Consider the following 13,606-nt stretch of genomic DNA (forward strand, 5'->3'; position numbering starts at 1 on the left):
GCCGGCTGCCGCCGGGTCAGGGCGTGTACCGGCCGAAGTGGTCGGGCGAGGCGAGGTTCCAGTCGCCCGCCCACCCGCGCGGCGGCTCGGCGAGCAGCTCCCCGTCCTCCAGCCAGTCGAACAGCTCCGCGTAGGAACGGGTGTCCATGTGCCCGATCCGGCGCCGCAGCTGGTGCGGCCCGAGCTCGCCGGGGCCGCGGGAGCCCATCGACCCCATCAGCCGCTGCGCCTCGGCGACGGTGGCCTGCTGGAAGCGGCGCACGCGCTCGGCCTTGTCGTCGACGTCGAGGGCCGCGGCCCGGCGCGGGTCCTGGGTGGCGACGCCCACCGGGCAGGTGTTCGTGTGGCAGCGCTGGCTCTGGATGCAGCCGGTCGCCATCATCATCGCCCGCGCCGAGTTGGTGAAGTCCGCGCCCTGGATGAGCCGTTTGACGATGTCGGAGCCGGTGGAGACCTTCCCCGACGCCCCGACCCGGACGCGTCCGCGCAGCCCGGCGCCGACGAGCGCGTTGTGCACCGTCATGAGGCCCTCGGTGAGCGGCGCGCCGACGTGGTCCTCGTACTCCGGTGGCGCGGCGCCGGTGCCGCCCTCGGACCCGTCGACGACGACGAAGTCGGGACCGGTGCCCTCGGCGACCATCGCCTTGCACAGCGCGAGGACGTCGACGCGGGACCCGACGCACAGCTTGATGCCGGTCGGCTTACCCCCCGCGAGCTCCCGCATCCGGGCGAGGAACCGGACCAGCTCGCGCGGCGTCGTGAACACACGATGCGCCGACGGGCTCACGCACGTCACGCCCTCCGGCACGCTGCGCGCCGCCGCGATCTCCGCAGACACCTTGGGAGCGGGCAGCACGCCGCCGAGCCCGGGCTTCGCGCCCTGGCTCAGCTTGAGCGACACGCACGTCACCGCGGGGTGCGCGGCCTTGGCAGCGAACATGTCCGGGTCGAAGTCGCCGTCGCGGGTGCGGGCACCGAAGTAGCCGCTGCCCAGCTCCCACACGAGGTCGCCGCCGTGTTCGAGGTGATGGCGCGACAGGCCGCCCTCGCCGGTGTCGTGGGCGAAGCCACCCGCGGCCGCGCCCTTGTTCAGGGCGAGGATCGCGTTGGCGGACAACGCCCCGAAGCTCATCGCCGACACGTTGAGCAATGCCATGTCGTAGGGCCGGGCGCAGTCGGGGCCCCCGATGCGCACCCGGTGCGGTTCGTCGGGCGGCGGTAGCGGGACGGTGGCGTGGAGCAGGTACTCGTAGCCGACCTCGTTGACGTCGCGCTCGGTGCCGAACGCCTTCTCCCCGGCGGTTCCCTTGGCGCGCTGGTAGATCAGGCTGCGGGTGTCACGGTCGAACGGCCTGCCGTCGACGTTGCGCTCGACGAAGTACTGCTGGACCTCGGGCCGGATGCCCTCCAGCAGGTAGCGCAGGTGCCCGACGACGGGGTAGTTGCGCAGCACGGCGTGGCGGCGCTGGACGACGTCGTACACGGCGAGGGCGAGCAGCGCGACGAGCACGGCGGCGGCGACCCACCAGGCGGGGTGCACGAGCAGCGCCACGACGACGGCGAGTGCGCCGAGGACCGTGAGCGTCCCGATCGTCGCGATGCGCAGCACGGCGACACGGTAGACCGGGCCGGCCACGAATGCCCGCCGGCTCGCGGCCGGTCCCGGATCCGGTCGGTGGACGCACCGCGACGGCCGGTCCGGCTCCCGGTCACTCGGGGAGCGGGCGGCCCCTGGTCTCCGGGCAGAACGGCGCGACGACGATGCCCAGGATGTAGATGCACCCGACGACGGTCGCGGCGGTCCCGTAGCCGCCGAGCTGGGAGATGATCCAGCCGGACAGCAGTGGGCCGAGGAACGCGATGAACCGGGCGGCGTTGAAGACGAACGCGGCGCCCGTGGCGCGCAGGTGGGTCGGGTAGAACTCCGGCAGCCAGACCGGCATCCAGGTGTACTGGCCGAGGGTGAAGAACCCGTTGATGATCAGCACGATCACGACGAGCCCGATGCTGTGGGTCCAGAGGAACAGCACGGGGGTCATGACGAGCGACGCGGCGAAGTAGAGCAGCACCGTCGGCTTGCGCCCGAAGCGGTCCGCGAGGAAGCCGAAGGCGATGTAGCCCGCGATCGCGCCGGCGTTGTAGATCATCCCGGCGCCGCTGGCCCAGCTCGACGCGGAGTGCCCCTGACCGGCGGCGAGGCCGGACACGTAGAGCGGCACCCAGGTGGAGATGCCCCACCAGGCGAGCGTCGTCGTCAGCGACATGAGCGACCCGAGGATGGTGAGCCGGCGCAGCTTCGGGTCGGCCATGATCTGGCGCAGCGTGAGCCGGGTGAAGGAGCGTTCGCTCTCGGTGAGCTCCGCGGCCTTGCGCGCCTTGAGGTTCTTGCGACGCTCCGAGGCGCTCGTCCAGTTCGCGGACTCCGGGACCTTGCGCCGCAGCCACAACGCGAACAGCGCAGGCAGCACCCCGATGGCGAACATGATCCGCCAGGCGTCAGGGCCGAAGGGGGCGACGAAGAACCAGACGGCGGAGGCGATGAAGAAGCCCAGACCCAGGCCGCACTGCATGAGCCCGGCCGCCTTGGCCCGTGCCTTGGCGGGCCACATCTCGGCGACGAGCGAGGTCCCGGTGCCCCACTCGGAGCCGAGGGCGAAGCCGGTGATGAAGCGCAGCACCAGGAACGACGCCCACGACCAGGACAGCGCCGACAGGCCGGTGAACGTCGCGTACAGGACCATCGAGGTGAGAAGGGCCCGGCGGCGGCCGAAGTAGTCCGCGAAGATGCCGCCGAGGATTCCGCCCATGCCCCAGCCGAGCAGGGTGATCGCGATGGTCACGCCGGTCAGGAACGCGACCTGGCTCTGCGGGGCGCCGGGGTCGAGACGGCGCAGGACGATTCCCGCGGTGAGGATCAGCGCGTAGGTCTCGAAGCCGTCGAAGAGCCAGCCGAGGTTGGCCGCGAACAGCGACCGCCACTGCGAGCGGTCGAGGTCCTGGTACCAGCGGCGGCCCGAGCCCTCGCCGTACCCGGGGGCCGTCGCCCGAGGCGGGTCCGTGGGGGCTGTCGTGCTCGTGGTCGTGGTGGTGTCGTCCTGCACCGGTGCTCCTCTTCCGGGCGCCCGGGGGCGCGGCGGTGGCACGAGCCGTCGAGGCGTGGTGTCCGTGTGCGGCCACTCTGCCTGTAGGACGTGATGTCCTGTAGGCAGGACATCCTGTGCAGCGCGAAACGGTAGGACCGCCGACGGGAGCCGTCAAGCGGTATCGAATCGATCACCACATATGCGGATTGGGGTGGCGAATATCTCCGAATCAGCGGATCGGAAGCGCGCCACCGGTGCGTTCGGTGATGCGCACGCCGCATGCCCGGACGAGTTCGCCGGTGTTCGCGACGGTCCGCTCGTTGAGCTCGGAGGAGAACGCGAGCGAGCACAGCGCCATCGCGACGTTGCCGTTCGCGTCGAACACCGGCGCGGAGACACCGGACTGACCGAGCTCGTACTCGCGAAGGCTCACCCCGTACCCGCGCTCGCGGGTCGCGGCCAGCTCGGTGCGCAGCGCCGCGCGCCCGACCTTCGTCTCGTCGGTGAAGGCGGTCAGGCCGTGCTTGTCGATGAGCCGGTCGACCTCGTCGGGGTCGGACCAGGCGTGGAACGCCCGCATGATCGCGGGCGCGGAGAACGGGAACGTGTCACCCACCCCGACGGTCATCCGCACGCCGTGACCGCGGTCGGCCTTCGCGACGACGGCATAGTCCGACGGCCCGTGCCTGCGCAGGGCGAACGCCAGGAAGCCGAGCCGGCGGCTCAGGTCCTCGAGCTCCTGGCGGACGATGTCGCCCACCCAGTCCGGCGCCGAACCGGCCACCGCGAGCAGGCGGGGACCGAGCCACCAGCCGCCGCGGTCGCCGCGCGAGGCGGCCCAGCCGGCGCGCTGCAGGGTGCCGAGGATGTTGTAGCAGGTGCTGCGGTTGAGGCCGAGCTCCTCGATCAACGTCCCCGTCGGGACCGGGTCGGGCCACTCCCGCGCGATCCGCTCCAGGAGCCGGACCGCATTCAGGACCGCGGGCACGTCGCTCGCCATGTCTCCCCCCACCGCAACTGCCGAGGTCGGACCGCAGGTGAGCGGGCCGCCGTTGCGGCACACGGTAGCGCCGAGCCCGACCGCGGCGCGCAGCATCGGTCGACGCCACGCGCCGCGTGCTAACGTCCTCCATGCGAGATAACTAGTCCTCTCTGGTGGTCACATGAAGCTCACCTCGTCGTTCCGGGTCCCGGCACCGCCGGACCAGGTGTTCGCGCACTTCCTCGACCCCGACTCCATGCGGGTCTGCGTCCCGGGGTGCGAGGAGCTGGAGCGCCCCGACCCCGGGCACTATCGCGGCCGGCTGGTCAACGAGATCGCGCACGTCCGGTTCAGCGCCGGGTTCACCGCCGACATCACCGAGGCCGCCGAGGTCACCGACAGCGGAGACCCGGCGCAGGTGCGGGCCGTGCTGCGCGGGGAGGACCTGCGCCTCGGCAGCTCCATCAAGGTCGACGCCCGCCTCGGCGTGCGCCCTGCGGCCGGCGACGCCGCGGCGTCCGACGTGGACTGGGACCTCGAGATCACGTTGTGGGGCAAGCTCGGGCGCCTCGGCGAGTCGATCGTCGGACGCCGCAGCCGGGAGGTGGAGCGCCAGTTCGTCGAGCGCTTCACCGCGGTCTGCGCGGCCGGGCCGCCGGGTCGGGGCAACGCGGAGGTCCGGGCCCACGTGGGCGCGCCCGCCGTCTCCCGGGACGCCGCCGTCCCCGTCGCGGCCGCGGCCGTCCCCGCCCGGCCGGTCACCAGGGTCGTGCCCCGGCCCGCGGCCGCCACCACCGGCACGGCGGGTGCGGCGACCGTGGTGGCCTCGCGGCACCGGCCGGTGACCCCGGTCCCCGAGATCGTCCCGGTCCCCGCGGCCCGTCCTCGTCCGGCGGCGCGCATCGCCGCACTGCGGGTCCGGGCCACCGACCTGGGTGCCCGGACCCGCGTCGGCGTGACCGACGTCGGCGGCCGGGTCGCGGAGCACGCCGCGCGGTGGGTCGTCGACCGCGGGACACGGTTCCTGGAGCACCGGCGAGGCTCCGCGCCCTCCGATCACGCGGGAGCCGCCCGATGACCGCCACCCTGCACCGCCCGCGCGACCTCGGCACCGCGCTGGACCTGCTCGCCGGGCTCGGCGACCCGATGGTCTTCGGCGGCGGCACCGCTGTGCAGATCCTGCTCAAGCAGGGCGTGCTGTTCGCGTCCGACCTCGTCGACATCGCCGGGGTCCCCGGGCTCGCGGACCTGGTCGCGACACCGGGCGGTCTGCGCGCCGGGACCATGGTCACGTTGCGCCGTATGGAGACCGACCCGCTCGTCCACGACCGGGCGCCGCTGCTCGCCCAGGTCTACGGCCGCGTCGCGAACCCCCGGGTGCGCAACACCGCGAGCGTCGGCGGCAACATCGCCCACGGCGACTACCGCCTCGACCCGCCGACGGCCCTGCTGGTGCTCGACGCCCGCGTCGAGCTGTCGTCGGCCGCCGGGGCCCGGCACGTCCCGATCCGGGAGTTCTTCACCGGCTTCCAGGAGACCACGGTCCGGTCCGGCGAGATGGTCACCGCCATCGACGTCCCGACCCAGCCCCTCGGCGGCGCCGCGTTCACCAAGCTGTCGAGCCTCGCCGCCAACGACTGGCCCGTCGCCTCGGCCGCCGTGCTCGTCACCGCGGCCGACGTCGGCGACCGCGAGATCCGGATCGGCCTGGGCGCCCTCGCCCCGACACCGGTGTACGTCGCCGTCGCCCTGCCCGCGACCGCATCCGACGACGACGCCGTCGACGCCGCACTCGCGGCCGTCGAACCCCTGATCGACCCGCTGCCCGACGTCCGCGGCGGCGTCGCGCACAAGCGCCGGCTCGGCCGCGTCGCCGTCGCCGACGCCACGCGTGCCGCCTGGCACGACACCCCGCACGACCTGCGGGGGACCCCAGGAGAGGAGGCCATCGATGACCGTCGACCCACGTTCCTCCGTCGCCACCGCAGGCACTGAGCCCGGCGGCGCCGTCGGGGAGCGCTGGACCCGCGTCGACGCCCGGGCCAAGGTCCGCGGCGAGCTGCACCACGCCGCCGACGAGGCCCTGCGCCCGTGCCTGGACGTCGTCGTGGCCCGCAGCACCCGCCCCCATGCGCTGATCGAGTCCGTCGACGCCGCTGCTGCGAAGGCCGTCGACGGTGTCGTCGACGTCGTCACCGGGGCCGACCTGCACGCCCTGCTCGGCGACGCGATCTTCACCGGCCCGGCGTTCGCCGACCAGCCGTGCCTGGCCGTCGGCAAGGTCCGCTACGTCGGCGAGCCGGTCGCGGCCGTGATCGCCCGCGGCCAGGCCGCCGCGCGCGCCGGTGCCGAGGAGGTCGCCGTCGGGTATCGGGAGCTCGACCCGGTGCACGACGTCGACGCCGCCGTCCTCGGCGCGCCGTTCGTGCACGACGTGCTGCGGCCCTCGATCGTCTTCGGCGATCTCGCGCACCTGCGCGACAAGCGTGACACCAACGTCAACTACGAGTACACGCTGCGCCACGGCGAGCCCGCCGAGCCGCCGCCCGGCTCGGTCACGGTGTCGCACGAGTTCTGGTGCCCGCCGACCCACCACGTGCCGATCGAGCTGCCCTTCACCGCGGCCTGGCGCATCGGGGACCGGCTGGAGATCCTCTCGGCCACCCAGACGCCGTCCTACGTCCGACAGTCTGTCGCGGACCTGCTCGGCATCCCGCTGGGCTCGGTCCGGGTGCGCAGCGCACCGCTCGGCGGGAGCTTCGGCGCGAAGATGTACGACCGGCTCGAACCGCTGGCCGCTGCCCTGGCCTGGACGCGCAACACCGCGGTGCGCCTCGCCGTCACGCGGGAGGAGGCGTTCCTGCTCACCACCCGCCACGGTTGCGCCGTCACCGGCTCGATGACCGCCGACGCCGACGGGAACATCGTCGCCGCCGACTCCGACGTCCGCTACGACACCGGCGCCTACGCCGATGTCGGGCCGCGGATCACGGCGAAGTCGGGCATGGTCGCGTCGGGGCCGTACCGGATCGCGCAGGCCCACGTGCGGTCGCGCTGCGTCTACACCAACAAGCCCTCGGCCGGCCCGTTCCGCGGGTTCGGGGTGCCGCAGGTGACGTGGTCGCACGAGTCGCTGGTCGACGAGCTGGCCCGTGCCCGTGGCGAGGACCCGGCCGCGTTCCGGCGGCGCAACCTGCTGCGCGAGGGCGACGTCTCCGTCGTCGGGACGCCGATGCACTCCGCGGACTTCGTCGGCTGCCTCGACGCCGTCACCGACGCGCTCGACTGGGACTCGCCCCTTCACCGCCCGACCGGGCGCTACCGCCGGGGCCGCGGCGTGGCCGTCGGCATCAAGGCGGTGCTCACCCCGACGATCTCCAACGCCGTGCTGCAGCTCAACCAGGACGCGTCGGCGACGCTGATGATCAGCACCGTCGACATGGGTCAGGGCAGCGACACGATCATGGCCCAGATCGCGGCCGAGCCGCTGGGCCTGCCGGAGGGCTCGGTGCGGGTCGTCACCGCCGACACCGACGTCACCCCCTACGACACGATCACCGCGGGCAGCCGCTCGACCTACCACACCGGCAACGCGGTCCGCCGCGCCGCGGAAGCCATGCGCGACAAGCTCGTCGACATCGCCGCCGCCCGGTTCGGGGTGCCGGCGACCGACGTCAAGCTCACCGGCGACGGCCTGGTCAGCACGCAGACGCAGGAGTCCGCGTCGATCCCGGAGCTGCTGCACGGACACTTCGGCGCCCGCGGCACGACGCTGACCAGCGAGGCCGAGTTCCGCACGACCTGGCAGCCCTACGACAAGGAGACCGGCCGGTCGCCCCAGGTCACCGAGCACTGGTTCGCCGGGGCCGCGGCCGCGCAGCTGACCGTCGACACCATGACGGGCCGGGTGCACGTCGAGCACCTCGCGATCGCGGGCGACGTCGGCCGCGCCATCAACCCGGCCATGGTCGAACAGCAGCTCACCGGCGCGGCGATCATGGGTGTCGGGCACGCGCTGTTCGACCAGATCGTCTTCGACGAGGGCCAGATCGTGAACGGGACACTGCTGGACTACCAGCTGCCCTCGATCCACGACGTGCCCGACAAGGTCACGCCGATCATCGTCGAGAACCCGCACCGGACCGGCCCGTTCGGGGCAAAGGGCGTCGGCGAGACGACGATCATCCCGCTCGCCCCGGCCATCGCCAACGCGGTGCGCGACGCGATCGGCATCCGCCTCACCCGGCTACCGCTGACGTCCGAACGCATCCTCGACGCGCTCGCCGCCCAGGAGGAGCAGTCATGACCCCCATCGACCTGGTCGTCAACGGCGAGCGCCGCAGCGTGACCGTCGGCGACGACGACCTCCTGCTCGACGTGCTGCGCGGCCTCGGGCACACCAGCGTCCGCGAGGGCTGCGGCGTCGGCGCCTGCGGCGCGTGCACCGTGCTGGCCGACGGGCACAGCGTGTCGAGCTGCCTGGCCCGCGCCGTCCGCTACGACGGCGTCGCGCTCACCACGGCCGACGGGCTGCCCGCCGCCGACGACGTCGTCGAGGAGTTCGTCGCCGCCCGCGCGATGCAGTGCGGCTACTGCATCCCCGGGTTCGTGTTGATGGGCCACGAGCTGCTCGCCGAGAACCCCGACGCCGGAGCCGCGGAGATCGACGCCCACCTCGAGGGCAACATCTGCCGCTGCGGCACCTACCTGGAGATCCGCACCGCACTCGAGAACGCCGCCCGGCGCCGCCGGGAGGCGACCCGAACGGAGAAGGAGCCCGCGTGAAGGTCACGACCGCCCGAGGCACCATCGAGGCCGGCGCCGTCGGCGAGGGCAGGCCCGTCGTCCTCCTGCACGCGCTCGCGTTGTCCGGCAAGCTGTTCGATCCGATCGCAGCGGCGTGGTCGGGGCACCGGCGTGTCATCACCCCGGACGCGCGCGGGCACGGCGGCTCGGACTGGGACGGCCGCCCCTACACCGGTGCGGACATGGCCGACGACGTCGCCGCCCTGATCGAGACGGTCGTCGGCGGCCCGGCCGACGTCATCGGGATGTCGATGGGCGGCAGCACCGCAGTCCTTCTGGCCCAGCGCCGCCCCGACCTCGTGGCCCGCCTCGTGCTGGCCGACGCCACCGCCGACTACGGCCCCGACAAGGTCGCGTCGTGGGCCGAGCGGGCCGAGAAGGCCGTGAACGTGCCGCGTGAGAAGCAGGTCGAGTTCCAGATCGACCGCTGGTTCAGCCCGTCGTTCGTCGACGCGAACCCCGACGAGGTCCAGCGGGTCTGCGACATCTTCGTCGCCACCGACTCCGCCGCCCACGCCGCCGCCTGCCGGGCGCTCGGCACCGTCTCGGCCGCGGACGGACTCGGCTCGATCGCCGCGCCGACGTTCGTGCTGGTCGGCGACGAGGACTACGCCACCCCTCCCGCGATGGCCGAGCAGCTGGCGGCGGGCATCCCGGACTCCCACCTGGAGGTGCTCACCGCGACGCGGCACCTGAGCCTGATCCAGCGCCCCGACGTCTGGCCGTCGATCGAGAAGCACCTGGACGGCTGACGGGTCACCGCTGCTCGGCCTGCGCCCCGGATCGACGACATCGGGAAGCTGCAGGAGCTGCGCCACGTACGCCGGGCCGGCGCAGGGTGCCAGACATGGGCGTCCGCGCGGCCTGAGCGTCGTTGTTCGGTGGACCAAGCCGGCGACGGACGCGTTGAGCTGCGACACATGTCGGACATCGCGCCCGCGTCGATAGCGTGACCGGACGGTCGCCGAGCGAAGAGGTGTCGACGTGGAAACCAGCCTGCGCCCCGTGGTGGACGAGCTCTCGCGCCTCACCGGCGACGTCGAGACCGTGCGTGCCGCGGCCGACCGCGAGACCATCGAGCACCTGCGCGACGAGGTCGTCGCCCTGCGCCGCGCGGTCGCCCACCTGCGGGTCTCGCACCTGCCGGTCCCCGAGCCCCTGCGCCCCGTCGTCGCCCGCGCGATGGTCGAGGCGAGCTGACCCCGACCACCCCGTGAGTGGCAACAGTCGCTGCAGCGACTGTTGCCACTCACGAGCGCGCGGAGTGCGTCGGCCCTGAGCGGAGCGTGTCAGCCGCTGCAGTGGTCCGACACCGTCGGCGGGACGTCGAGCGCCGGGTTGCGGTCGAAGAACCCCGCAGGCTTCAGGACGAAGCCCGTGTAGTCGACCGGCATGACCGGCCAGTCCTCCGGGCGCGGGAAGTGCGTGAGCCCGAAGGTGTGCCACACGACGATGTCCTCGCCGTCGACCGGGCGGTCCGCCTGCACCCACGCCGGCAGCCCCGCGCCGCCGGGGTTCTGGTTGACGAAGTCGCCCGCCGAGTAGCGCTGCGCCGGGTCGTACTGCGTCACCCACAGCGCCTTCGTCGAGAACGCGGCCCGCGCCGCGATCGACGACGCCTCGTCGGCCAGCAGCGTCGGCTGCCCGGTCGGGTGCAGGACGTAGCCCACCGGCTGCCCCAGCGCGTTGAGCTTCTCCGGGTTGACGATGTGCCACACTCGCGCCGAGGCGGCGTTGGCGTCACGCTGGGCGTCGGACTCCCGGTTCAGCCGGGTCACCGAGCGCCGGAAGGCGTTGCCGTAGGGGTTGCCCTCGCCCATCGGCACCCGCTGGGCCTCGACCTCCTCGACGGAGTTGCGCGCCCCGTCGACGGTCATGTCCAGCCGCGCGGAGAACAGGTGCTGATGGAACGGCGCCCCCAGGCCCGGCGCGATCTCGGTGGCGTACTCGCCCGGCGTGCCGGAGGTGAACACGATGCCGGTGGCCTTGCACTCCAGCTCGATCGTGCCGTCGAGGTACAGGTACCAGTAGAAGCCGTAGTCGTAGTTGCCGATCGGGGTGAAGAACGAGATCACCAGCCGCCGCTGCCGCCGGGTCTCCCGCGACCCGGTGAACATGTCCGAGTGCTTCCAGAGGACGCCGTAGTCCTCCTCGTGCATGCAGATCGCGTTCGCAATGGTGCGCGGGTTGCCGAGGTCGTCGGCGATGACGGCGTCGCTGTAGTGGATGTCGCCCAGGCAGTCACAGCCCAGCTGCAGCGAGTCGGAGTAGCGGGCGAACATGTACTCGCCGCAGTCGAAGTAGTTCTGCCAGAACCGCACCGGCGCCGGGTCGGCGTAGGGCACGACCATCTCGGCGACGGACGCGCGGTAGCAGATGGGCCGCTCGTCGAACGCGATCTGGTGCAGGGTGAGGCCCTCGCGCTCGTTGAAGCCGATCCGCAGGTCCCACTTGCCCCAGCGGACGCGACCGTCTTCCACGGTGAACGAGCGGCCCTGCGGCTGGGTGATCTCGATCGGCGTGAGCGAGTCCAGCGGCGGGCCCTGGACCTCGGGGTCGTCGAAGTTGCCCGACGTCGACGGCACCGGGTGCGCGGCCTCGTCGACGATCCGGTCGACGCTGCGGCGGGTCAGGTCGACGTAGGCGACGAGCCCGTCGATCGGGTGCGCCCAGGGGTGGTCGCGCTCGTGGTCCTGCTGGAACCCGAAGGCGCGCACGATCCGCCGCCCGACCTCGTCGGGGTAGTCGTACACGCCGGCGGACAGCGGCACCGCACGCACCGAGGCCGGTTCGATGCCGCGCTCCTGCAGCGCCGCGAGCCAGCCCGCGTCCGCGTTGAGGATGTCCTCGATCATCTCGAACTCGGTGTCGATGATCGGGGGCTGGCCGTCGCGCGGCGGGTCCAGCTCACGCTGCGACACGACGGCGCGGTCGGTGGTGGAGACGACGGTGTCGAAGGAGCGGCCCGTCGAGATGTCGAGGAGCACCGCGCGGAACCGGCGGTCGCAGTCGCCGCCCGCGAGGACGTCGGCCTTGGCGGGCTCCTCGGGCGCGAAGAACGCGTAGCGGACGTGCTCGGTGAGCAGGCCGGCGTCGACGAGCACCTCGCGGACGGTGGCGACCTCCTCGGCGGTCGTCATCGACAGCGGGTGGCCCGTGGCGGACTCGGTGCGGGACTCGGCGAGAGTCATGGGGTTCCTTTCCGGTCAGGCGGCGTCGGCGGCCGGCGAGGGCGTGTCGGGCGTCGGTGTCGGGTCCGGCGGGGTGGCGGGACGGCGGCGCGACCACACGAGGCCGAACACGAAGGCCACCACCAGCACAGCACCGATCGCCGTCGCGAGGGCAGGGGATCCACCGATCAGCGTCGGGAAGTTGGAGACCGTCAGCCACAGGCACACCAGCAGCCCCGCGAGCCCCAGTACCGGTGCGACGACGGTGTTCCACGGCCGGGTGTCGACGCGCTCCCAGCGGAAGAACACGATCACCGCCGCGCAGGTCAGGGCCATCAGCGCGAGGACACCCAGGGTCGCCGTGCCGGCCATCCAGGCGAACACCTGCGTCACCGGGTCCATCCCGGCGACCGCGAACACGACGATGAACACCAGCGCGGTGACGGTCTGCGTCGCCGACGCGATGTGCGGGGACCGGTGCCGCGGGTGGCTGCGCCCGCACGCGGCGGGCAGCGTGCGCGAGGCGCCGAGCGTGAAGTAGTAGCGGGCCAGCACGTTGTGGAACGACAGCAGCGCCGCGAACATGCTGGTGACCAGCAGGACCTGCGCGACGTCGCCGCCGACGGGCCCGAGCACGTTCGTGATCGTCGTGATGAGCATGTTCCCGGGATCGGCGGTCGCCTGCTCGACGGCCGCGGTGTCGCCCCACGCGGAGACGACCGCCCAGCTCGAGAGCGTGTAGAACACGCCGATCAGGATGAGCGCCAGGTACGTCGCGCGCGGGATGGTGCGCTCGGGGTCGCGGGCCTCGTCGCGGAACACCGCCGTCGCCTCGAACCCGATGAACGACGCGATCGCGAACATGATCGCGATGCCGAGCGACCCGGACACCACCTGCGACGGCTGGACCAGGGCGGACGAGAGCCCCTCGGGGCTGCCGCCGCCGCGGCCGACGACGACGACGTCGAGGACGAGGACGATCGCGACCTCGGCGAGCAGCAGCGTGCCCAGCACCCGGCTCGACAGCTCGATGTGGCGATAGCCCAGGACCGCGACGATCGCCAGTGCGACGATCGACCACAGCCACCACGGCAGCGCGGGACCGCCGTAGTTCTGCACCAGCCCGTCGACGACCGCGCCGATGTAGCCGTACACCGCCAGCTGCACCGCGGTGTAGGTGACGAGCGCGAGGAATGCCGCACCCGTCCCGGTGGCCCGGCCCAGTCCGCGGGCGATGTAGGTGTAGAAGGCGCCCGCGTTCGGGATGTGGCTGCTCATCGCGCAGAACCCGACCGCGAACAGCAGCAGGACCACGCAGCAGAGCGCGAACGTCGTCGGGAAGGCGGCGCCGTTGCCTGCGGCGATCCCGAGCGGGACGGTGCCCGCGATGACGGTGAGCGGGGCCGCCGCGGCGACCACCATGAAGACGATCGACCCGACACCGAGCGATCCGGTGAGGCCGCGTGTGGATTCGGGGGCGTGCCTGTCCGTTGTGCTCATCGATGAGACTCCCGGGGGACGCGGGTGTGACGGGTGACGACGGTCACTCCCCGCGACGGGCACGT

Annotated in this window: 11 protein-coding genes; 6 read left to right on the top strand and 5 right to left on the bottom strand. The window is 72.7% G+C overall.

The window, feature by feature from the left end; translation table 11 throughout:
* Nucleotides 1–16 precede the first annotated feature (16 nt).
* The 3 genes from TOK_RS22220 to TOK_RS22230 all read right to left on the bottom strand — a co-directional run bounded on the left by TOK_RS22220 (nt 17) and on the right by TOK_RS22230 (nt 4,083).
* Nucleotides 17–1,609: an FMN-binding glutamate synthase family protein gene (locus TOK_RS22220; protein WP_098960054.1), complete on the bottom strand. Its 1,593-nt coding sequence runs from the start codon at nt 1,607–1,609 to the stop codon at nt 17–19.
* Nucleotides 1,610–1,709: 100 nt separating this feature from the next.
* A complete protein-coding gene (locus TOK_RS22225; RefSeq protein ID WP_098959923.1) occupies nt 1,710–3,101 on the bottom strand; it encodes an MFS transporter in 1,392 nt (463 codons plus the stop codon).
* Nucleotides 3,102–3,312: 211 nt separating this feature from the next.
* Nucleotides 3,313–4,083 carry an IclR family transcriptional regulator gene (locus tag TOK_RS22230; RefSeq protein ID WP_172457704.1) on the bottom strand — a complete coding sequence of 257 codons (771 nt, stop codon included), beginning with the start codon at nt 4,081–4,083 and terminating at the stop codon, nt 3,313–3,315.
* Nucleotides 4,084–4,246: 163 nt separating this feature from the next.
* Between TOK_RS22230 and TOK_RS22235 the strand changes: the two genes are divergently transcribed.
* The 6 genes from TOK_RS22235 (at nt 4,247) to TOK_RS22260 (ending at nt 10,071) form a co-directional block, all read left to right on the top strand.
* Nucleotides 4,247–5,143, top strand: coding sequence for a CoxG family protein (locus TOK_RS22235; RefSeq protein WP_098959925.1), 897 nt, complete (start codon nt 4,247–4,249; stop codon nt 5,141–5,143).
* Nucleotides 5,140–6,060 carry a xanthine dehydrogenase family protein subunit M gene (locus TOK_RS22240; protein WP_098959926.1) on the top strand — a complete coding sequence of 307 codons (921 nt, stop codon included), beginning with the start codon at nt 5,140–5,142 and terminating at the stop codon, nt 6,058–6,060. Before TOK_RS22235 ends, TOK_RS22240 begins: the two co-directional genes overlap by 4 nt.
* Nucleotides 6,017–8,371, top strand: coding sequence for a xanthine dehydrogenase family protein molybdopterin-binding subunit (locus TOK_RS22245; protein ID WP_098959927.1), 2,355 nt, complete (start codon nt 6,017–6,019; stop codon nt 8,369–8,371). Before TOK_RS22240 ends, TOK_RS22245 begins: the two co-directional genes overlap by 44 nt.
* Nucleotides 8,368–8,850 carry a (2Fe-2S)-binding protein gene (locus TOK_RS22250; protein WP_098959928.1) on the top strand — a complete coding sequence of 161 codons (483 nt, stop codon included), beginning with the start codon at nt 8,368–8,370 and terminating at the stop codon, nt 8,848–8,850. Before TOK_RS22245 ends, TOK_RS22250 begins: the two co-directional genes overlap by 4 nt.
* A complete protein-coding gene (locus TOK_RS22255; protein WP_098959929.1) occupies nt 8,847–9,623 on the top strand; it encodes an alpha/beta fold hydrolase in 777 nt (258 codons plus the stop codon). Before TOK_RS22250 ends, TOK_RS22255 begins: the two co-directional genes overlap by 4 nt.
* 232 nt (nt 9,624–9,855) lie before the next feature.
* Nucleotides 9,856–10,071 carry a hypothetical protein gene (locus TOK_RS22260; protein ID WP_141566497.1) on the top strand — a complete coding sequence of 72 codons (216 nt, stop codon included), beginning with the start codon at nt 9,856–9,858 and terminating at the stop codon, nt 10,069–10,071.
* Nucleotides 10,072–10,160: 89 nt separating this feature from the next.
* Here TOK_RS22260 and TOK_RS22265 read toward each other — a convergent pair whose 3' ends face one another.
* Both TOK_RS22265 and TOK_RS22270 read right to left on the bottom strand, forming a co-directional pair.
* Nucleotides 10,161–12,062 carry a primary-amine oxidase gene (locus TOK_RS22265; RefSeq protein WP_098959931.1) on the bottom strand — a complete coding sequence of 634 codons (1,902 nt, stop codon included), beginning with the start codon at nt 12,060–12,062 and terminating at the stop codon, nt 10,161–10,163.
* Nucleotides 12,063–12,077: 15 nt separating this feature from the next.
* Nucleotides 12,078–13,541, bottom strand: coding sequence for an APC family permease (locus TOK_RS22270; protein ID WP_098959932.1), 1,464 nt, complete (start codon nt 13,539–13,541; stop codon nt 12,078–12,080).
* Between the last annotated feature and the right edge of the window lie 65 nt (nt 13,542–13,606).

Source organism: Pseudonocardia sp. N23, from assembly GCF_002583555.1.
Classification (GTDB): Bacteria; Actinomycetota; Actinomycetes; order Mycobacteriales; family Pseudonocardiaceae; genus Pseudonocardia.